Source organism: Pseudomonas sp. zfem004 (assembly GCF_032621715.1).
Taxonomy (GTDB): Bacteria; Pseudomonadota; Gammaproteobacteria; order Pseudomonadales; family Pseudomonadaceae; genus Aquipseudomonas; species Aquipseudomonas sichuanensis.
The window spans coordinates 184,437-205,057 of the sequence record NZ_JAVYJF010000005.1; the positions used below are offsets into that span (position 1 = coordinate 184,437).

Sequence of the window (20,621 nt, forward strand, 5' to 3'; positions counted from 1 at the left end):
GGTTTTTTTGTTATAGCTGTCACGTTTCTTGCGCAGCTTTTTGTCAGCCAGAAGCGATGCCCTACAATCCGGTGGTGTTTATCCCCGGCACTTTGCGAGACACTTGGCGCATCTGATTTATGGAGCCCGTCATGACCGCCAGCGCCGACAAGTTCACCCGCCAGACCCTGCTCGATGTTCAGCCCCTGACGCCGAACCTGTTCAGCCTGCGGGTCAGCCGTGACCCAGGCTTTCGCTTCCGCTCCGGGCAGTTCGCCCGCCTGGGCGTGACCAAGGCCGATGGCAGCGTGGTATGGCGCGCCTACTCGATGGTCAGCGCACCCCACGACGAGTTCCTCGACTTCTTCTCCATCGTGGTGCCCGGCGGTGAGTTCACCAGCGAGCTCAGCCGGTTGGGCGCGGGCGATACCTTGCTGATCGACCGCCAGGCATTCGGCTACCTGACCCTCGACCGCTTTACCGGTGGCCGCGACCTGTGGCTGTTGGCCACCGGCACCGGTATTGCGCCGTTCATGTCGATCCTGCAGGACTTCGAGGCCTGGGAGCGTTTCGACAACATCAAGCTGGTGTACTCGGTGCGTGAGGCCAAGGAGCTGGCTTACGTGGAGGAGATCGCCGGGCTTGAGCAACGCGACTACCTGGCGGAGTTCGCCGGCAAGTTGCAGTTCATTCCGGTGGTGACCCGCGAGGCGCATCCGGGGGCATTGAATGCGCGGATCACCACGCTGATCGAGAACGGCGAGCTGGAGCGCGCGGCGGGGCTGGAGCTGTCGCCGGAGCATTCGCGGATCATGCTGTGCGGCAACCCGGACATGATCGATGAGACGCGCAAGGTGCTCAAGGCGCGCGACTTGCAATTGAGCCTGAGCAAGCGGCCCGGGCAGGTCGCGGTGGAGAACTACTGGTAATAAGCGGCAAGCTTCAAGCTGCAAGCCGCAAGAAAAAGCCGGACCGCAGATGCTGACAGATCGCGGTCCGGCTTTTTCTTGCGGCTTGCGGCTTGCGGCTTGCAGCTTGTAGCTTACTTCTGGTTCTGCGCCTTGAGCAGGTCGCGGATCTCGGTCAGCAGGGTCTCTTCGGCGCTCGGTACCGGGGGGGCGGTCGGTGCCACGGCCTCTTCGCGCTTGAGGCGGTTGATCGCTTTCACACCCATGAAGATGGCGAAGGCGACGATGATGAAATCGAGGATCGTCTGGATGAACTTGCCGTAGGCCATTACCACGGCCGGCACGTCACCCTCGGCGGCCTTCAGGGTAATGGCCAGGTCACTGAAGTCCACGCCACCGATCAGCAGGCCGATGGGGGGCATGATCACGTCGCCGACGAACGACGAGACGATCTTGCCGAAGGCGGCGCCGATGATGATACCGACGGCCATGTCCACGACATTTCCTTTGACGGCGAAGGCCTTGAACTCACTGAGCATGCCCATGTGCGATTTCCTTGTAACAAATGGTGAGGTAGACGCAGTGTAAGCCACTAAAACGCTTCATGCGTGGCATTCAGGGCTACTGACTGCGGTTGCAGCGAATAGTTTTGTCGCCTTTCAGCGCGTTCGGGACACGTCCGGCTTCGGCTATCATGGCGGTTTTTTCCAGGAGACTGCGCCCATGGCCAAGGCCAAGCGTTTGTATGGCTGTACCGAATGTGGCGCGACCTTCCCCAAATGGGCCGGCCAGTGCGGCGAGTGCGGCGCCTGGAACACCCTGGTCGAGACCATGATCGAAAGCGGCGGCGCGGCGGCCCCCAGCGGTCGGGCCGGCTGGGCCGGGCAGCAGGCGCAGATCAAGACCCTCGCCGAGGTCAGTGTCGAAGAGATCCCGCGCTTCACCACCAGCAGCACCGAGCTTGACCGGGTGCTCGGGGGCGGCCTGGTCGACGGTTCGGTGGTGTTGATCGGCGGCGACCCTGGCATCGGCAAATCGACCATCCTGTTGCAGACCCTGTGCAACATCGCCACGCAGATGCCGGCGCTGTACGTCACCGGCGAAGAATCGCAGCAGCAGGTGGCCATGCGCTCGCGGCGCCTGGGGTTGCCCCAGGACCAGCTCAAGGTCATGACCGAAACCTGCATCGAAGCGATCATCGCCACCGCCCGCCAGGAGAAGCCGCGGGTGATGGTGATCGACTCGATCCAGACCATTTTCACCGAGCAGCTGCAATCGGCCCCGGGCGGCGTGGCCCAGGTACGCGAAAGCGCGGCGCTGCTGGTGCGCTATGCCAAGCAGAGCGGCACGGCGATCTTCCTGGTCGGCCACGTCACCAAGGAGGGTTCGCTGGCCGGCCCGCGCGTGCTGGAGCACATGGTCGACACCGTGCTGTATTTCGAGGGTGAGTCGGACGGCCGCCTGCGCCTGCTGCGGGCGGTGAAAAACCGCTTCGGCGCGGTCAATGAACTGGGCGTGTTCGGCATGACCGATCGCGGCCTCAAGGAAGTCTCCAACCCGTCGGCGATCTTCCTCAATCGCACCCAGGACGAGGTGCCCGGCAGCGTGGTGATGGCCACCTGGGAAGGCACCCGGCCGATGCTGGTGGAGGTGCAGGCACTGGTCGACGACAGCCACCTGGCCAACCCGCGGCGGGTGACCCTGGGCCTGGACCAGAACCGCCTGGCCATGCTGTTGGCGGTACTGCACCGTCACGGCAGCATCCCCACCCACGACCAGGATGTGTTCCTCAACGTGGTCGGCGGGGTCAAGGTGCTGGAGACCGCCTCTGACCTGGCGCTGCTGGCGGCGGTGATGTCGAGCCTGCGCAACCGGCCGTTGGCCCACGGCCTGCTGGTGTTCGGCGAGATCGGCCTGTCTGGCGAGGTGCGCCCGGTGCCCAGCGGCCAGGAGCGCCTCAAGGAGGCCGCCAAGCATGGCTTCAAGCGTGCCATCGTGCCCAAGGGCAATGCGCCGAAAGAGGCGCCGCCGGGCTTGCAGGTGATTGCCGTGACCCGTCTGGAACAGGCCTTGGATGCGTTGTTCGAATAGTCGGCTTCTTGCAAGTGATTCTCAATAGCTAGTAGCATGCGGCCACCTTGCGACCATCGTATGGAGTGCGTGTGGCGGAGTTCGACCTCAAGCGGCTGTTTCTCAAGCACGCGAAAAACCTGCAGGCCATGCTTTCGCGCAAGGTGCGCGACCCGCAGCTGGCCGCCGACCTGGTGCAGGACAGTTTCCTGCGCCTGGCCGAGCAGCAGCATGTCGATCGCATCGACAATGCCCAGGCCTACCTGTACCGCACGGCCCATAACCTGATGGTCGACCATGTGCGCCAGCAGCAGCGGCGCAAGACCGATCTGGTCCCCCACGAAGCGCTGGAAAGCATTATCGAGGACGGCCCCGGGCTCGACGAGCAGGCGGCTCGTATCCAGCACCTGCGCCGCTTGCAGGCGATCCTCGAGGCGTTGCCCGAACGTACCCGGCAGGTGTTTCGCCTCAATCGCCTGGAGGGCATGACCCACGCCGAAGTCGCGCGTCACCTGGGTATTTCCGACAGCTCCGTGCAGAAGCATCTGGCCAAGGCCCTGGCCTATGTGATGCAGTGCCTGCAGGAAGCGGAATGACCAACGGTTTACTGACAAACGCCGCTTCAGACGTCAGCCCAGACATAACCAGATCGCGAGAGAACCGTGTGAGCAGCCAGAACGAGCAAGCCATCCGCGAGCAGGCCGCCGAGTGGGTGGTGCTGCAAGGCGCCGGCCCCCTGAGCAGTGTGCAGCAGCAGGCGCTGGAGCAGTGGTGTGCGAGTGACCCGCGCCATGCCCGGGCCTATGCCTTCGCGCAGGCGACCTGGGGAGACCTGGGGCAGCTGGCGAGCCTTGCACCCGCAGCAGCGCCGCATCGCGCGCCGTTGCCGCGCAGCAAGCGCACGCCTGCCCGGCGCAGGGGGTCGCGTATTCGCCGGGCCGTTGCCTGTAGCGCGCTGGTGCTGCTGGCGGTGCTGGGGGTGGAGCAAGGGCCTGGCCTGCTGCTGGACTGGCGCGCGGACTACGTCACCGCTGCTGGCGAAGTGCGTCGGGTGACCTTGCCCGATGGCAGCCTGGTCGATCTCGACAGCCGCAGCGCTTTGCAGCTGGCCTTCGATGGCCAGCAGCGGCGGGTGCGTCTGCTGGCCGGCGATGCCGTGTTCAGTGCAGCGCCGGTCACGGCCGCCGAGCCACGGCCGTTCGTGGTCGAGTATGCCGGCGCCAGCACGCGGGCCCTGGGTACGCGGTTCGTGGTCGGCATGGCGGGCGAGGGCGGTTGGGTCGGCATGCTCGAACACAGTGTCGAGGTAAAACTGCAAGCCGCGCCGGCACAGGGCGTGACCAGCCAGCTGTTGCAGGAGGGCCAGGCGCTGCGCTACGACCAGGCCCAGGGCGTTCGCCTGTGGCCTGGGCGCGACGTGCAGCGGGCCACCGACTGGCAGCGTGGGGTGCTGGTGTTCGAGCGCCAGCCGCTGGGCGAAGTGGTCGAACGGCTGAACCGCTACCGTGACGGGCGCCTGCTGGTGGTCGACGCGGCCTTGGCGCAACGCCAGGTCAGTGGGGTGTTCCGCCTCGACAACCTGGCCGTGGCAGCCGATGTGCTCAGCGCCGAACTCAAGGCCGAACGCCTGCAATTGCCTGGCTTGACGTTGATCTACTGAACCGCTGAAAAAAACTTTGGTTTCGCGTTACTGAGTTTTCCTGCGTCGCACGTCTGATTGTTGAGATTGATTTTCATTACTAGAAATCGCCAACAGAAGACGAGACGCGCAGTGAGCACGCACCCCGTACAACCTCGCCGGCCCCTGAGCCGCATCGCCCTGGCCAGCAGCCTGGCCATTGGCGCCTTGAGCCTGCCGATGGGGATCGGCCTGGCCCAGGCCGCCACGTCGCCGAACAGCACAAGCCGCAGCCTGGTGCAGTTCGACATTCCCGCCCAGCCGCTCGACAGCGCAGTACTGGCCTATGCCGAACAGTCCGGCGTGCAGGTGTTCTATGACAGCCGCAAGCTTGTCGGCCTGTACAGCGAAGGTCTGCGCGGTGGCTACAGCGTGGAAGAGGGGCTGCGCCTGCTGCTGCGCAACATGCCGGTGCGCTACCACTTCAGCGCCGCTGGGCAGGTGGGGCTGGAGCGGCTCGAAGAATCCGGCGTGGCCCTGGAGCTGGGGGCCACCCAGGTCGAATCCAGCCGTGACGGTGACTGGGTGTACCAGGCGCCACGTTCGGCCAGCGTGATCACCCGTGATCAGATCGACAAACGCCCGCCGCGCCATGCCGCCGACATGCTCGAGCAAACCGCCGGGGTGTACACCGCCGTCAACCAGCGCGATCCGGGCCTGTCGGTGAACATCCGCGGCGTGCAGGACTACGGCCGAGTGAACATGAACATCGACGGCATGCGCCAGAACTTCAGCGTCAACGGCCACCAGCAGCGCAATGGCACGATGTTCATCGACCCGGAGTTCGTCAGCAACGTCGAGATCGAAAAAGGCAGCCAGTCGGGCATGGGCGGCGCGGGCGTGCTCGGCGGCATTGCCAGCTTCAACACCTTGAACGCCGCCGAATTTCTCGGCCCGGGCAAGGAGATGGGCGGCCGGATCCGTGCCGGGCATGGCATCGGCGAGCTGGGCAACGGCACCTATTTCAACGGCAGCGGCGTCTTCGCCTTCGGCAACGAAGTGGGTGACCTGCTGCTGGGCATGAGCGAGCGTCACTTCGGCAACTACCGCGCCGGTACCAACAACAAGGACAACCTGGGCACCGAAATGCGCCTGCGCAAGCTGTTCCCGCGGGCCTGGGACAACTGGATCGAGTCCGAGGTCGGCGACATGGGCACCGTAACCCGCTCGAACCTGATCAAGGTGGGCCTGAACCTGCCCAAAGACCAGCGCCTGCAGCTGAGCTACATGGAAACCGACACCGACAGCAAGGACGCCTGGACCTGGCTGGCCTCCGACCTCAACTCGTTCTACTACCGGCGCACCGCCAGCAGCGACATCAACGCGAAGAACTTCGGGCTCGACTACAGCTACGCGCCAGACAACGATCTGATCGACTTCAAGGCCAAGCTGTATTTCGTCAGCACCCGCCAGGACCGCTGGAACAACAGCAATACCGCCAGCGTCGGCAGCGGCAACTTCTACGCCGACTACAACGATCACTTCCAGACCGACACCTGGGGCCTGCAGGCGCAGAACACCTCGCGCTTCTATTTCGGCCAGAGCAACCTGCTGAGCTTCAACTACGGCGCCGAACTGTTCCTGGATACCTTCAAGCCGAGCAGCGAGCGTATTCCCGCGCCCAATGAAAAGAACAACCCGTTCATCGCCGGGGCCGACCCTGACGGCAAGCGGGCCATGGGCAGCCTGTTCGGCAACCTGTCTTTCGAGCATGACGGCTGGCTGACCCTGGATGCCGGCCTGCGCTATGACCGCTATCGCCTGACCGGCAAGACCGGGCTCACCACCTGGGCCTACCCGGTCGGTGTTACCGGCGTGGACGTGCTGCGCGAGCGAACCGAATTCGCCTATGACGTCGAGCGCGAGGAGGGGCGCTTCTCGCCGACCTTCGGTATCGGCGTCAAGCCGGGGCTGGACTGGTTGCAGCTCTACACCCGCTGGGGCCGTGGCTGGCGCCCGCCCGCAGTGACCGAGGCGTTCATGAGCGGCAAGCCGCACGGCGGCGGCAACGAACTGGTGTACCCCAACCCGTTCCTCAAGGCCGAGCAGTCGCATAACTGGGAAGCCGGTTTCAACATCTTCAAGGAGTCGCTGTTTCGCGACGGCGACCGCCTCGGCGTGAAGGTGGCCTACTTCGATACGCGGATCGAGAACTTCTCGTACCTCGACTACAGCGTCGACCTGCCCGGCACCGACATCACCGGGCTGTCGCTGGGCAACAGTGCCTACACCAACAACCTCGAAGGCACCACCTTCCGCGGCGTGGAGTACTCGCTCGACTACGACAACGGCCGCTTCTACACCCAGCTCAGCTACACCCACATGATCGGCAGCAACGAGTTCTGCTCCAAGCAGCTGTACATGGGCGGCGGTGTGCAGCGCAACGAAGCCGGCATGATCGACACGGTAATCGACTTCGGTGGCTTCCCGATCCCGGTGACCTTGCCGGCCTACAACTTCACCGAGGGCCAGGCGATCAATGACCAGATCAGTTGTGGCGAGATCATGGGCAACGCCGCCTACATGCCGTCCGACCGTGGCGCGTTGACCACCGGCCTGCGCTTCTTCGACAACACCCTCGATGTCGGCGCCCGCCTGCGCTACAGCGCGGGCCGGGGCGAGCACCTCAACAGCCAGGGCTACGGCAACCTGGAGAAGGCCCGCTGGCCGGAATACAAGGTCTACGACCTGTATGCCAGCTACTGGGCGACCCCGCAGCTGAACATCGCCCTGTCGCTGGAGAACGTCACCGACGAGGCCTACTTCGTGGCCATGGGCGACGCCAACAACCTCTCCCTGGCCCGCGGTCGGACCCTCTCCGGCATGCTCGAGTACCGATTCTGATTCACCAGGTTCGCCCACTGTCGGGCAACACGAAGGCGCTGAACGCCTTCGCTCTCAACTGCAACGCAATGAGGAAATGCAATGTCTCTGTCCGTTACCTACTCGGCTTCCTTCGCCAACTTCACCGTTGACCAGTACCTATCGGCCTGGGCCACCGGTTTCAAGACCGCCGACCACAACGCCAGCAACACCGGTGGCTTCAACGAGGGCGGCACCGACGGCAGCCAGTACGCCATTCGCGGCACCAATGGTTCGAACTTTGCCGTGATCGCCGAAAGCGACACCCCGACCGGCCTGCACTACGTCTGGAATGCCTCGCTGCCGGCCAGCGACAACCAGAACCACTACCTGTACGGCGAGCTGGATACCGTGACCCTGGGCAACACCCTGCTGCGTGACGCCAGCGGCAACTACAGCGTGTCGGCGCTGGCCGTGAGCTTCGACGGCCTGGACCTGAACGCCGCGCAAGGTGCCGGCCGTGCAGGCAACGACGTGCACAACGTGATCTACAACCTGATGCAGGGCAAGACCGCCGGCCTGGAAACCGTGCTGGACAACCTGCTGGCCGACTACGGCGTGTCCACCAACAACACCTTCGCTCAGATCAACACCGCCCTGGCGGCTGGCCCGGTCGCGGCCTCGGCCGAAGCCGTCGGCGTGCAGGCGCTGCCTGAAGACCTGGCCCTGGCGGCCTGAGCCCAGGCATGAAAAAGCGAATGGAAGGTAACCCCGCCATTCGCTGATCTGTTGCATTTACCCCGCAGCCCGTGTCTTTGCCGGGCCCAGGCTGCGGTGGTGCGAATTCTGTGGCGTCGACGGGCACAAAGCAATCGCCGGTCGGCGCTCCCTGTGAGGTTTCCAACGAATGCGAACCGCTCCCGCCGCGGCCAACGAAGTGCTGCAGGCGCTCAAGGCCTGCCGTGCCGGCCTCGCCAACGTCGCCCTGTTCACCGCGGTGATCAACCTGCTGATGCTGGCGCCGGCGCTGTACATGCTGCAGGTGTATGACCGGGTCCTGTCGTCGCGCAACGAAATGACGCTGCTGATGCTCAGCCTTCTGGTGCTGGGCCTGTTCGCCTTCATGGGCGTGCTGGAGTGGCTGCGCAGCCAAGTGGTGGTGCGCCTGGGCACTCGCATGGACATGGACCTCAACCCGCGGGTGTTCGACGCCGCCTACGCGGCCAGCCTGGCGGGGCACAAGGGCGCGGCCGGGCAGATGCTCGCCGACCTGACCAGCCTGCGCCAGTTCGCCACCGGCCAGGCGTTGTTCGCCTTCTTCGACGCGCCCTGGTTCCCGGTGTATCTGCTGGTGATCTTCATGTTCAGCCCCTGGCTTGGCCTGATGGCGCTGGTGGGCGCGGTGTTGCTGACCGTGCTGGCCTGGGTCAACGAGCGCCTGACCAAGGCCCCGTTCGCCGAAGCGGGCGAGCTGTCGCAGCAGGCTGGCCTTGAGGCCAGCGCCAACCTGCGCAATGCCGAGGTGATCGAAGCCATGGGCATGCTGGGCGCGGTGCGCCAGCGCTGGGCGCGCCTGCACCATGGTTTTCTTGCCCGGCAGAACCTGGGCAGCGAGCGCACTGCGGCCGTCAGCGCGGTATCCAAGACCGTGCGCCTGGCGTTGCAGTCGCTGGTGTTGGGGCTGGGCGCCTGGCTTGCGATCGAGCAGTTGATCACCCCCGGCATGATGATCGCCGGCTCCATCCTGATGGCCCGGGTGCTGGCGCCGATCGACCAGTTGATCGGTGCCTGGCGCCAATGGAGCGGTGCCCGCCAGGCCTACCTGCGCCTGAGCGAGCTGCTGCGCACGCAACCGCCACGCCCGGCGGGCATGCCCTTGCCGGCGCCGTTGGGCAGGCTCACGGTGGAGCAAGTGGGCGCGCTGCAGCCGGGCAGCAACCGGCCTTGCCTGAGCAACCTGGGTTTCGACCTGGCTGCCGGCGAGTCGCTGGGCATCATCGGCCCGTCGGGCTCGGGCAAGTCGACCCTGTCGCGGCTATTGGTCGGTGCTGCCGCGCCGTCCACCGGCAAGGTGCGCCTGGACGGCGCCGACCTGCGGGTGTGGGAGCGCCAGGCGCTGGGCCGGCATATCGGCTACCTGCCGCAGGATGTACAACTGTTCGCCGGCAGCATTGCCGACAATATCGCCCGCCTGGGCCCGGTGGACGCCCAGCAGGTGGTGGCCGCCGCGCAGATGGCCGGTGTGCACGAGATGATCCTCAAACTGCCGGCTGCCTATGACACGCTGCTGGGCGAGGGCGGCAGCGGGCTGTCCGGCGGCCAGCGCCAGCGCATCGGCCTGGCCCGTGCGCTGTACGGGTTGCCGGCGTTGATCGTGCTCGACGAGCCCAACTCGAACCTCGACGAGGCCGGTGAGCAGGCGTTGCTCGAGGCTGTCGGCAAACTGCGTGAGCACAAGCGCACGCTGATCCTGATCACCCACAAGTCGTCGTTGCTGGCGGGCCTGGACAATCTGCTGATGCTGCAAAACGGCCAGTTGCAAGCCTACGGCCCGACCGCCCGGGTGCTGCAGGACCTGCAGCGCGCCGCCCGCCCGGCGCCGGTTGCCGCCGCGCCCGCCAGCGCCCCCGCCATGCGCACACCCCTTGGCCTGAGCGCCAGCTTCGGCCTGCCAAGAGCCTGACTTCATGACCCTACATGCCGTTACCAACCGCAAGACCGATGTGCCCGCCGATCCCGACAACGTGCTCAGCCTCAGTGAACATCGCCCCGCCCGGATGGGGCGTTGGCTGGTGCTGGCCGGCTTTGGCGGCTTCCTCTTGTGGGCTGCGCTGGCGCCGCTGGACAAAGGCGTGCCGGTGACCGGCAACGTGGTGGTGGCCGGCAGCAAGCAGGCGGTGCAGCACCCCACGGGTGGGGTGATCGAGCAGTTGCTGGTACGCGATGGCGAGCCGGTCAGTGCCGGCCAGGTGTTGCTGCGCATGGACCCGACCCAGGCCCAGGCCCAGGTCGGCTCGCTGCGGGTGCAGTACGTCAACGCCCGCGCCGGTGAGGCGCGGTTGCTGGCCGAGCGTGACGGCCTGCCGAGCCTGGCGTTCCCGCAGGACCTGCAGGCCGAGACCGGCACACCCTGGGTGGCGGCGGCCCTGGAGGGCCAACGCCAGTTGCGGGCCAGTCGTGCCCGCGCATTGGACATGGAACTTGGCGGCATGCGCGAAGGCATCGCCGGCGCCGAAGCCTCGTTGCAGGGCTTGCAGGGCTCGCTGGCCAGCAAGCAGGCCCAGCGCGATGCCCTCGACGAGCAACTGCGTGGCCTGCGCGACCTGGCCAGGGATGGCTATATCGCCCGTAACCGACTGCTCGACAATGAACGCCTGCTGGCCCAGGTCAACGGCTCGATCGCCGAAGACCTGGGCTCGATCGGCCGCACCCGGCGCCAGGTGCTGGAACTCAAGCTGCGCATCGGCCAGCGCCAACAGGAGTTCCAGAACGAAGTGCGCCAGCAGTTGGCCGAGCTGCAAGCCAGTGCCGAGGACCTGGGCAATCGCCTGCGCAGCGCCGAGTTCGAGCTGGCCCACACCCAGGTACGTGCCCCGGTGGCCGGCACGGTGGTGGGGCTGAGCGTCTTCACCAATGGCGGGGTAATCGCCCGGGGCCAGCAGTTGATGGAGATCGTCCCGGCTGGTGCGCCGCTGTTGGTCGATGCCAGGGCTCCGGTGGAGATGGTCGACCGCTTGCGCCCGGGGCTGCCGGTGGAGCTGATGTTCGCCGCCTTCAACCAGAGCACCACGCCCCGGGTGGAGGGGGAGGTGAGCCTGGTATCGGCTGATCGACTGGTCGATGAAAAGACCCAGCATCCCTACTACCAGGTGCGCATCAAGGTCAGTGAACAGGGCCTGCAGCAGTTGGCGGGGCTGGATATCCGCCCGGGCATGCCGGTGGAGGCGTTCGTGCGCACCGGTGAGCGCTCACTGCTCAACTACCTGTTCAAGCCGTTGGCCGACCGGGTGCATGTCGCCCTGGCGGAGGAGTGATGCGGATGCCGCTGTTTGCCCGCTTTGCCCTGCCCATCCTGATCGCTGCCAGCCTGCCGGCGCAGGCGCTCGACCTGGGCGATGCCTATGCCCTGGCCCTGCGCAATGACCCGGCCTGGCAGGGGGCGATCGCCGAGCGCGCCGCGGGCGTTGAGAACCTGGCGATCGGCCGTGCCGGCCTGTTGCCCAAGCTGTCGTACCGCTACAACCGCGCGCGCAACGACTCCGAGGTGACCCAGCGCAGCCAGTTCGGCAATGTCACCAACCAGCGCGACTACCGCAGCTACAGCTCGACGTTGACCTTGGAGCAACCGCTGTTCGACTACGCCGCCTGGAGTGCCTATCGCCAGGGCGTGGCCCAGGCGGCGCTGGCCGACGAGCGCCTGCGCGGGCGCGGCCAGGAGCTGGTGGTGCGCCTGTTCCAGGCCTACAGCGAGGCGTTGTTCGCCAACGAGCAGATCGGCCTTGCCCAGGCCCAGCGACGCACCTATGCCGAGCAGCTGACACTCAATGAACGATTGCTCAAAGGCGGCGAAGGCACCCGTACCGACCTGCTGGAAACCCGCGCCCGCTTCGAACTGGCCCAGGCCCAGGAGATCGAGGCCGGCGACAGCCTCGATGCCGCGCTGCAAGCGCTGCAGGCGATCATCGGCGAGCCTGTGACGGTCGAGGACCTGGCACCGCTGGCGACGCGTTTCACGGTCCAGCCGCTGACACCGGCACGCTTTGAACCCTGGCGCGACCTGGCCGTGGCCCGCAACGCAGAGCTGGCCAGCCAGCGCCATGGCCTGGAGGTGGCCGAGCACAATGTCGAGCGTCAGCGCGCCGGGCACCTGCCGTCACTGAGTGCGTATGCCAGCAGCGGAGTTTCCAGTTCCAGTTCCGAAAGCAGCTACAACCAGCGCTACGACACCGACAGCATCGGCCTGCAACTGAGCATGCCGCTGTTTGCCGGGGGCGGGGTGTCGGCCTCGGTGCGCCAGGCGCAGGCCCAGCGCGATGCCGCGGGCTTCGAGCTGGATGCCCAGTTGCGCGACACGGTCAACCAGTTGCGCCGGCAGTTCAACCTGTGCGCCAGCAGCACGGCGAAGATCCGTGCCTACGACCTGGCGGTGAGCGCTGCGGGCGCGCTGGTGGAGGCCACGCGCAAGAGCGTGGCGGGTGGCGAGCGGGTCAACCTGGATGTGCTGGATGCCGAGCAGCAGTTGTACAGTGCCCGCCGCGACCTGGCGCAGGCGCGCTACGACTACCTGCGGGCTTGGCTGAAACTGCGCTACCTGGCGGGGGTGCTGGATGCCGGGGACCTGAATGCGCTGAACGGTTACTTTGCCGCCCACGGCTAATTGGCAGGGGCCTGTAGGAGCGGGTTTACCGGAGTGCCGGACCACCGCGAACACCGGCGAAGCCGGTGCCCTGCACCGCGTAGCCTGCTTCGCGGGTAAACCCGCTCCCACAGGGATCGCGCTAACCTCGAGGCAAGCATCTTACCTGTGGGAGCTGGCTTGCCAGCGATGAGGCCAGCACTGACAACTTAAGACAGTTGCTCCTACAGAATAGGCGCGTGTTTGCGATATCAGTTCTCTGCCTGACAGCGATCTGCGCCGGCAAACAAAAAGGGGAGCCGACGATGCGCGTCGGCTCCCCTGCGTGATCGCTTCGCTTAGCGATCAGTGCTCGGCAACGGCATTGCGCCTGGGCGCTTCGTTGCCGTGTTCGTCCAGTTCCATGACCGGTACTTCATTGCCTTCGGCGTCGAACAGCTTGCCATCCTTGAAGTAGTCGCCATCGCGCAGGCACGAGATGTCCGAGTACTGGATGGTGCGCTCGTAGGCCGCGGCGAACACCGACTGGTTTTCCGAGTTGCCGGTGGTGAAGTGGTTGAACATCAGGTTGAGCAGGATGGCCATGATCGCCGCCGAGCTGATGCCGGAGTGGAAGATGGTTTCGAACCAGCTCGGGAAGTTGTGGTAGAAGTTCGGCGCGGCGATCGGGATCATGCCGAAGCCCAGCGAGGCGGCGACGATGATCAGGTTGACGTTGTTCTTGTAGTTGACCTTCGACAGGGTGCGGATGCCACTGGCGGCCACGGTACCGAACAGCACGATACCGGCGCCGCCGAGCACCGGGGTCGGGACTGCGGCGATGATGCGGCCCATGATCGGCAGCAGGCCGAGCACCACCAGGATCACGCCGCCGGTGGCGACCACGTAGCGGCTCTTGACCCCGGTCACGGCCACCAGGCCGACGTTCTGGGCGAAGGCGCTCTGGGTGAACGAACCGAAGATCGGCGCCAGGATGCTCGATGCCATGTCGGCGCGCAGGCCGTTGCCCAGGCGTTTGGAGTCGACCTTGGTGTCGATGATTTCACCGACCGCGAGGATGTCGGCCGAGGTTTCGACCAGGGTCACCATGATCACGATGCACATCGACAGGATCGCGGCGATATGGAAGGTCGGCATGCCGAAGTGGAACGGCGTGGGGAAGGCGAAGATCGGGCCTTCGGTGACCTTGCTGAAGTCGGTCATGCCCAGCGCCCAGGCGATCAGGGTGCCGGCCACCATCGCCAGCAGGATCGACAGCCGCGAGATGGTCGCGCTGCCCAGCTTGCTCAGCAGCAGGACGATGGCGAAGGTCAGTGCCGCCAGGCCGATGTTGGCCACGCTGCCGAACTCCGGCGAAGCGCTGTTGCCGCCCATTACCCAGCGCGCCGCGACGGGCATCAGGGTGAGGCCGATGGTGGTGATGACGATACCGGTCACCAGTGGCGGGAAGAACTTGGTGATGCGCGAGAACACCGGGGTGATCAAGAAGCCGATCAGCGAGGCGGCCATGACCGCACCCAGCACCGCTGGCAAGCCGCCACCGTCCTGACTGCCGAGGATCGCCCCCATGGTCGCCACACCGGCAAACGAGACGCCCTGCACCAAGGGCAACTGGCAACCGAAGAACGGCAGGCCGAGGGTCTGCAGCAACGTCGCCAGCCCCCCCGCGAACAACGAAGCCGCAATCAGCAGGCCGATTTCGGCGGGGGCCAGACCGGCCGCCTGGCCGAGGATCAGCGGTACCGCGACGATCCCGCCATACATGGTCAGAACGTGTTGCAGACCGTAGGCCAGGTTGGCGCCAAGCCCGAGGTTTTCATCCTCGGGGCGTTGGGTGGGAGACGTGCTAGGGGACGTAGTCATGGAGCAGGCTCTCAGCATTTATTGTTGTGGCACTACTGTAGCTAGCAAGTGGATTCGATTGCTATCAGAATTGTATACAATATTTTGATCCTGACGCGCACAGCAGTGCCTCCAGAGTGCGCTTTTTATGGATGCAGAATGCGTTCCAACTCGGTAAATGCTGGAGTAGATGGGTGTGTACAAGGTCGAATGCGGCCCAGCACAAAGCTGTCTGGGTAGACAGGAAACACTCTCTGTTCGGTTTGTTAGCAGGCTAAGAGATTTTATTATTCGATCAATTCACGCAGCTCGCGCATCATTTCGGTGCTGTCGGCCACGTTCAATTCCACCAAACGGTGCAAATGGGTCATCGAATCGACGTCTATATAGAGGCAGATGAAGCCCAGGCGCTTCGATTCTTCATGGCGTAACTCGACCTGCATTTGCACGTGGTTGTGTGCGTCGAGGTGGATGATCGCGTCGAAATCCTGCGAGGGGTCGGCATCCCAGGGGGTGGGGCGCTCGATCAGCAGGCCCTTGAGTGAAAGGTCGAGCAGCTTGACCGGCCAGCGCCGCTCGCCCTGGCGAAGTTCGGTGGGGGCGTCGAAGTCGATGCGTTGGAAACGGCGGCGTTCGTCGTGACTGCTCATGGGGAAAGGTCCTCGAGGGTTCAACCTGACTATAGTGGTTAATGTCGCTGTAGCAGGTACCGCAATCTGGCCGCAGAGGCTCTAGACCAAAGCAAGTGTGGCAATGCGCGATGACACGCCCTAGACTCGATGGGCGGTCTTTCCAATCCACCAGCTGGAAGTAAACCATGAACAACAATAATAGCCTGCTACGCCACATTCCGTGGCTGGCGCTGGCAGTCATAGGGGCCTGCGCGCTGGGTGTGGTAGCCCTGCGGCGCGGCGAGGCAATCAACGCCTTGTGGATCGTGGTCGCGGCAGTGGCCATCTACCTGGTTGCCTACCGTTACTACAGCCTGTTCATCGCCACCAAGGTGATGCAACTGGACCCCCGCCGGGCCACGCCCGCGGTACTCAACAACGATGGCCTGGACTACGTCCCGACCAACAAACACATCCTCTTCGGCCACCATTTCGCGGCAATCGCTGGTGCCGGCCCGCTCGTGGGCCCGGTGCTCGCCGCACAGATGGGCTACCTGCCCGGCACGCTGTGGCTGATCGCCGGCGTGGTGCTGGCTGGCGCGGTACAGGACTTCATGGTCCTGTTCCTCTCCACCCGTCGCAACGGCCGCTCGCTGGGCGACATGGTGCGTGAGGAAATGGGCCGCATCCCGGGCACCATCGCCCTGTTCGGCTGCTTCCTGATCATGATCATCATCCTCGCGGTGCTGGCGCTGATCGTGGTCAAGGCCCTGGCCGAGAGCCCGTGGGGCATGTTCACGGTGATGGCGACCATCCCGATCGCGATGTTCATGGGCATCTACATGCGCTATATCCGCCCGGGCCGCATCGGCGAGATCTCGGTCATCGGCGTGGTGCTGTTGCTGCTGTCGATCTGGCTGGGGGGCCAGATCGCCGCGGATCCGGTCTGGGGCCCGGCCTTCACCTTCACCGGCGTGCAGATCACCTGGATGCTGGTCGGTTACGGTTTCGTCGCTGCCGTGCTGCCGGTTTGGCTGGTGTTGGCGCCGCGTGACTACCTTTCCACCTTCCTTAAAATCGGCACCATCGTCGGCCTGGCCATCGGTATCCTGATCATCGCCCCCGAGCTGAAAATGCCGGCGCTGACCCAGTTCACCGACGGCACGGGCCCGGTGTGGAAGGGCACCCTGTTCCCGTTCCTGTTCATCACTATCGCCTGCGGCGCGGTGTCCGGCTTCCACGCGCTGATCTCCTCGGGGACCACGCCCAAGCTGCTGGACAACGAAACCAACGCCCGCTACATCGGCTACGGCGGCATGCTGATGGAGTCGTTCGTCGCCATCATGGCCATGGTTGCCGCTTCGGTGATCGAGCCAGGCGTGTACTTCGCCATGAACAGCCCGGCCGCAGTGGTCGGTGCCGACGTCGTTTCGGTGGCGCAAACGGTCAGCAGCTGGGGCTTCATGATCACCCCCGAGCAGCTTGAAGCCACCGCCCGCGACATCGGCGAGCACACCATCCTGGCCCGTGCCGGTGGTGCGCCAACGCTGGCGGTCGGTATCGCGCAGATCCTGCACCAGGTGCTGCCGGGTGAGAACACCATGGCGTTTTGGTACCACTTCGCGATCCTGTTCGAAGCGCTGTTCATCCTGACTGCCGTGGACGCCGGTACCCGTGCCGGGCGCTTCATGCTGCAGGACCTGCTGGGCAGCTTCGTGCCGGCGCTCAAGCGCACCGAGTCCTGGGGCGCCAACCTGCTGGCCACCGCCGGTTGCGTGGCGATGTGGGGCTACCTGCTGTACCAGGGCGTGATCGATCCGCTGGGTGGCATCAACACCCTGTGGCCGCTGTTCGGTATCTCCAACCAGATGCTGGCCGGTATCGCCCTGATGCTCGGCACCGTGGTGCTGATCAAGATGAAGCGCCAGCGCTACATCTGGGTCACCCTGCTGCCTGCAGTCTGGCTGCTGATCTGCACCACCACGGCGGGCTTCATCAAGCTGTTCGACCCGAACCCGGCCGTCGGCTTCCTGGCCCTGGCCAAGAAGTACAGCACCGCCCTGGACGCAGGCCAGGTGCTGGCCCCGGCCAAGGACATCGGCCAGATGCAGCACGTGATCTTCAACGCCTACACCAACGCCGGCCTGACGGTCCTGTTCCTGCTGGTGGTGTTCAGCATCCTGTTCTTCGCCCTCAAGGTCGGCTATGCCGCCTGGGGCCGCAAGGAGCGCAGCGACAAGGAAACCCCGTTCCAGGCTTTGCCTGACGCTTGAGAGGAATGCCGCGATGTTCAACGACTTGAGTCGACTGGGTAAGTACCTGGGGCAGGCAGCCCGCCTGATGGTCGGCATGCCCGACTACGACAACTACGTCGAGCACATGCAGACCAAGCACCCGGACAAACCGGTGATGAGCTACGAAGCGTTCTTCCGCGAACGCCAGGAAGCGCGCTACGGTGGCAAGTCCGGGCCCAAGTGCTGTTGAACCCGCGACACGTGTGAATCAGTGGGAGCCCGGGCAACCGGGCTCCCACTTTCGTTTTCAGCTCCAGGAGACAACCGCGTGCATACGCCGATTCCCGTTACCGTGCTGACCGGCTTCCTTGGCGCCGGCAAGACCACCCTGCTCAAACACATGCTCAAGGCCGAGCACGGCCTGAAGATCGCCGTGATCGAAAACGAGTTCAGCGAGGCCGGTATCGACAGCCAGCTGCTGGGCGACGAACCGGTGCAGGTCATGACCCTGGCCAACGGCTGCGTGTGCTGCAGCATCCATGGCGACCTGACCCGTGCCCTGTACCTGCTGCTGGAGCGCCTGGATGCCGGCGAAATCGCCTTCGACCGTCTGGTGATCGAGTGCACCGGCCTTGCCGACCCGGCGCCAGTGGCGCAGACCTTCTTCATCGACGAGGAGCTGCGTGAGCGCTATGTCCTCGACGGCATCATCACCTTGGTCGATGCCGTGCATGCCGAACTGCACCTGACCCAGGCCATCGCCCAGGCCCAGGTCGGTTTTGCCGACCGCCTGCTGCTGAGCAAGACCGACCTGGCCGAGCCCGAAGCCGTCGAGACGCTGCGCGAACGCCTGGGGCGCATCAACGGCCGGGCGGCGATCCGCGTGGTGGAGCACGGCCGCATCGACCTGGCCGAGTTGCTCGATGTGCGCGGCTTCAACCTCAACCCGGACCTGGGCATCAGCCTCAAGCCAGCCCTGCGGCCGGTGCTCAAGCCGGCCACACCGGACCGTATCTCGACGCTGGTGCTGCGCACCGAAACGCCGTTGGATATCGATCGTCTCAGCGACTTCATGAACGAGCTGCTGGAGGAACACGGCAAGCAGTTGCTGCGTTACAAGGGCGTGCTGAACATTGCCGGCGAAGACCGCCGACTGGTGTTCCAGGGGGTGCTCAAGCTGTATGGGTTTGATTGGGATGCCGAGTGGAAGGAAGGCGAGGCGCGGGAAAGCGTGATGGTGTTCATTGGTGATGAGCTGCCGGAGGAGAAGATCCGGGCAGGTTTCGAGGCTTTGAGTGATGGGGCGGTCAGAAGTGTCTGACTTGTGAATGCCGCCTTATGGCGGCATTTTTTCCACCTCAAGGTCTTCATGAGAGTGGGTCAAATGAATCTGCACATCGGGTCGAATTTCGATGACTTCCTTTTGGAAGAGGGTTTAGCTGAGGCGGTGATGGAGCCAGCGTTGAAACGGGTGCTCATCTGGCAACTGATGCAAGCCATCAAGCGCGGTCATGCATTAAGACACTACGGGGCAAATGCCGAAGCAGAAACGCCTCGGCCCGCTAGAACTATTAGCGGGATTAGTGTGGGGACTACTAGTTGTGTGACTTAACAGTAGTTTTGCCTATGAGATCGAGTGCCGCAAGACTCTCGCCAAGCACCCACAAAAAAGCCCGGCACATGGCCGGGCTTTTTCACATCAGGCGTCTGCCAATCAGTTGCCGTACACCGGCAGCTTCTTGCAGATGGCCTTGACCTTCTCACGCACGGCGTCGATCACCGCTTCGTTGTTCAGGTCTGCCAGGATGTCGCAGATCCAGCCGGCCAGCTCTTTGCACTCGGCCTCTTTGAAACCACGGGTGGTCACGGCCGGGGTGCCGAAGCGCAGGCCCGAGGTGACGAACGGGGAACGTGGGTCGTTCGGCACCGAGTTCTTGTTGACGGTGATGAAGGCCTTGCCCAGGGCGGCGTCGGCGTCCTTACCGGAGATTTCCTGCTTGATCAGCGACAGCAGGAACAGGTGGTTCTGGGTGCCGCCGGAAACCACGTCGAAACCGCGCTCGATGAACACCGAAGCCATGGCCTGGGCGTTCTTCACCACTTGCTGCTGGTAAGCCTTGAACTCAGGCTGCAGGGCTTCCTTGAAGCAGATGGCCTTGGCGGCGATGACGTGCTCCAGCGGGCCGCCCTGGGCGCCCGGGAAGACGGCGGAGTTCAGCTTCTTCTCGATGTCGGCGTTGGCACGGGCCAGGATCAGGCCGCCACGTGGACCGCGCAGGGTCTTGTGGGTGGTGGTGGTGACCACGTCGGCGAACGGCACCGGGTTCGGGTACACGCCAGCGGCAACCAGGCCGGCGACGTGGGCCATGTCGACGAACAGGTATGCACCGACCTTGTCGGCGATTTCGCGGAAGCGGGCGAAGTCCAGTACCTGCGAGTAAGCCGAGAAGCCGGCAACGATCATCTTCGGCTTGTGCTCGACCGCCAGGCGCTCGACTTCGTCGTAGTCGATCAGGCCGTTGCCGTCGATGCCGTACTGGATGGCGTTGTACAGCTTGCCCGACGAGCTTACCGAAGCACCGTGGGTCAGGTGGCCACCGTGGGCCAGGCTCATGCCCAGGATGGTGTCACCGGCCGACAGCAGCGCCAGGTAGACGGCGGCGTTGGCCTGGGAGCCGGCGTGCGGCTGGACGTTGGCGTAGTCGGCGCCGAACAGCTCTTTGGCGCGGTCGATGGCCAGTTGCTCGACAACGTCGACGTACTCGCAACCACCGTAGTAGCGCTTGCCTGGGTAGCCTTCGGCGTACTTGTTGGTCAGTACCGAACCCTGGGCTTCCATGACGGCGGGGCTAGTGTAGTTTTCCGAAGCGATCAGCTCGATATGCTCTTCCTGGCGCAGGGCTTCTTGCTGCATGGCTTCGAAGAGCTCGGCGTCGTACTTGGCAATGGTCAAATCACGGCTGAACATGGCGGTCCTCAAGGATCGGGCTGGATTGGGGGGGCATTCTAACCGATTGATTCGCGCCTGGCATATGAAGTGGCATCAAGTCGCGGACCAATGGGGCTCATGTTGCAGGCCGCGCCGTGTCTGGGCTGGGTGGATATGAGAGTTGACCCTTGGGTCCGTTTTTAGATGCGCAT

The 20,621-nt window shown here is 64.6% G+C and carries 16 protein-coding genes; 12 read left to right on the top strand and 4 right to left on the bottom strand.

Features of this window, described 5'->3' with window-relative positions; genetic code table 11:
• Positions 1-131: 131 nt before the first annotated feature.
• Positions 132-908 (top strand): ferredoxin--NADP reductase, encoded by a 777-nt coding sequence (locus tag RTH46_RS07775; protein WP_279847272.1) that lies wholly within the window; start codon positions 132-134, stop codon positions 906-908.
• Between the two features lie 113 nt (positions 909-1,021).
• Here the strand turns inward: RTH46_RS07775 and mscL are convergent, their stop codons facing one another.
• Positions 1,022-1,432, bottom strand: coding sequence for a large-conductance mechanosensitive channel protein MscL (gene mscL, locus RTH46_RS07780; protein ID WP_279847273.1), 411 nt, complete (start codon positions 1,430-1,432; stop codon positions 1,022-1,024).
• Between the two features lie 178 nt (positions 1,433-1,610).
• Between mscL and radA the strand changes: the two genes are divergently transcribed.
• From radA to RTH46_RS07820, 8 genes are all read left to right on the top strand, one after another.
• Entirely contained in the window at positions 1,611-2,978 is a 1,368-nt protein-coding gene (gene radA, locus RTH46_RS07785; protein ID WP_153788665.1) for a DNA repair protein RadA, read from the top strand.
• Between the two features lie 71 nt (positions 2,979-3,049).
• Entirely contained in the window at positions 3,050-3,553 is a 504-nt protein-coding gene (locus RTH46_RS07790; protein ID WP_110994689.1) for an RNA polymerase sigma factor, read from the top strand.
• Between the two features lie 68 nt (positions 3,554-3,621).
• Positions 3,622-4,617, top strand: coding sequence for a FecR family protein (locus RTH46_RS07795; protein WP_153788664.1), 996 nt, complete (start codon positions 3,622-3,624; stop codon positions 4,615-4,617).
• A gap of 198 nt (positions 4,618-4,815) precedes the next feature.
• A complete protein-coding gene (locus tag RTH46_RS07800) occupies positions 4,816-7,479 on the top strand; it encodes a TonB-dependent receptor (RefSeq protein ID WP_316905386.1) in 2,664 nt (887 codons plus the stop codon).
• Positions 7,480-7,560: 81 nt separating this feature from the next.
• Positions 7,561-8,175: a heme acquisition protein HasA gene (locus tag RTH46_RS07805; RefSeq protein ID WP_153788663.1), complete on the top strand. Its 615-nt coding sequence runs from the start codon at positions 7,561-7,563 to the stop codon at positions 8,173-8,175.
• A 169-nt stretch (positions 8,176-8,344) separates the two neighbouring features.
• On the top strand, positions 8,345-10,120 hold the full coding sequence (locus RTH46_RS07810) for a type I secretion system permease/ATPase (RefSeq protein WP_316905364.1): 1,776 nt from the start codon (positions 8,345-8,347) through the stop codon (positions 10,118-10,120).
• Positions 10,121-10,124: 4 nt separating this feature from the next.
• Positions 10,125-11,471, top strand: coding sequence for an HlyD family type I secretion periplasmic adaptor subunit (locus RTH46_RS07815; RefSeq protein WP_316905365.1), 1,347 nt, complete (start codon positions 10,125-10,127; stop codon positions 11,469-11,471).
• 5 nt (positions 11,472-11,476) lie between these two features.
• On the top strand, positions 11,477-12,814 hold the full coding sequence (locus tag RTH46_RS07820) for a TolC family outer membrane protein (protein ID WP_153788660.1): 1,338 nt from the start codon (positions 11,477-11,479) through the stop codon (positions 12,812-12,814).
• Between the two features lie 324 nt (positions 12,815-13,138).
• Here RTH46_RS07820 and RTH46_RS07825 read toward each other — a convergent pair whose 3' ends face one another.
• Both RTH46_RS07825 and RTH46_RS07830 read right to left on the bottom strand, forming a co-directional pair.
• Positions 13,139-14,656, bottom strand: coding sequence for a nucleobase:cation symporter-2 family protein (locus tag RTH46_RS07825; RefSeq protein ID WP_153788659.1), 1,518 nt, complete (start codon positions 14,654-14,656; stop codon positions 13,139-13,141).
• A 266-nt stretch (positions 14,657-14,922) separates the two neighbouring features.
• On the bottom strand, positions 14,923-15,285 hold the full coding sequence (locus RTH46_RS07830; protein WP_153788658.1) for a PilZ domain-containing protein: 363 nt from the start codon (positions 15,283-15,285) through the stop codon (positions 14,923-14,925).
• A gap of 167 nt (positions 15,286-15,452) precedes the next feature.
• On the opposite strand from RTH46_RS07830, the gene RTH46_RS07835 reads away from it, so the two are divergent.
• The 3 genes from RTH46_RS07835 to yjiA all read left to right on the top strand — a co-directional run bounded on the left by RTH46_RS07835 (position 15,453) and on the right by yjiA (position 18,801).
• The gene (locus tag RTH46_RS07835; RefSeq protein WP_153788657.1) at positions 15,453-17,519 is read left to right on the top strand and encodes a carbon starvation CstA family protein; all 2,067 of its coding nucleotides are present in this window, start codon (positions 15,453-15,455) and stop codon (positions 17,517-17,519) included.
• Positions 17,520-17,532: 13 nt separating this feature from the next.
• A complete protein-coding gene (locus tag RTH46_RS07840) occupies positions 17,533-17,730 on the top strand; it encodes a YbdD/YjiX family protein (RefSeq protein ID WP_110994698.1) in 198 nt (65 codons plus the stop codon).
• Positions 17,731-17,808: 78 nt separating this feature from the next.
• A complete protein-coding gene (gene yjiA / locus RTH46_RS07845) occupies positions 17,809-18,801 on the top strand; it encodes a GTPase (protein WP_316905366.1) in 993 nt (330 codons plus the stop codon).
• Positions 18,802-19,194: 393 nt separating this feature from the next.
• Here the strand turns inward: yjiA and glyA are convergent, their stop codons facing one another.
• Complete coding sequence (glyA, locus tag RTH46_RS07855; protein WP_110996555.1) at positions 19,195-20,448, bottom strand: serine hydroxymethyltransferase; 1,254 nt, start codon at positions 20,446-20,448, stop codon at positions 19,195-19,197.
• Positions 20,449-20,621 lie beyond the last annotated feature (173 nt).

Coding starts and splice junctions, on each gene's coding strand:
- RTH46_RS07775 (WP_279847272.1), top strand. CDS start 132: ATGACCGCCAGCGCCGACAAGTTCACCCGCCAGACCCTGCTCGATGTT.
- mscL (WP_279847273.1), bottom strand. CDS start 1,432: ATGGGCATGCTCAGTGAGTTCAAGGCCTTCGCCGTCAAAGGAAATGTC.
- radA (WP_153788665.1), top strand. CDS start 1,611: ATGGCCAAGGCCAAGCGTTTGTATGGCTGTACCGAATGTGGCGCGACC.
- RTH46_RS07800 (WP_316905386.1), top strand. CDS start 4,816: ATGGGGATCGGCCTGGCCCAGGCCGCCACGTCGCCGAACAGCACAAGC.
- RTH46_RS07805 (WP_153788663.1), top strand. CDS start 7,561: ATGTCTCTGTCCGTTACCTACTCGGCTTCCTTCGCCAACTTCACCGTT.
- RTH46_RS07810 (WP_316905364.1), top strand. CDS start 8,345: ATGCGAACCGCTCCCGCCGCGGCCAACGAAGTGCTGCAGGCGCTCAAG.
- RTH46_RS07815 (WP_316905365.1), top strand. CDS start 10,125: ATGACCCTACATGCCGTTACCAACCGCAAGACCGATGTGCCCGCCGAT.
- RTH46_RS07820 (WP_153788660.1), top strand. CDS start 11,477: ATGCCGCTGTTTGCCCGCTTTGCCCTGCCCATCCTGATCGCTGCCAGC.
- RTH46_RS07825 (WP_153788659.1), bottom strand. CDS start 14,656: ATGACTACGTCCCCTAGCACGTCTCCCACCCAACGCCCCGAGGATGAA.
- RTH46_RS07830 (WP_153788658.1), bottom strand. CDS start 15,285: ATGAGCAGTCACGACGAACGCCGCCGTTTCCAACGCATCGACTTCGAC.
- RTH46_RS07835 (WP_153788657.1), top strand. CDS start 15,453: ATGAACAACAATAATAGCCTGCTACGCCACATTCCGTGGCTGGCGCTG.
- RTH46_RS07840 (WP_110994698.1), top strand. CDS start 17,533: ATGTTCAACGACTTGAGTCGACTGGGTAAGTACCTGGGGCAGGCAGCC.
- glyA (WP_110996555.1), bottom strand. CDS start 20,448: ATGTTCAGCCGTGATTTGACCATTGCCAAGTACGACGCCGAGCTCTTC.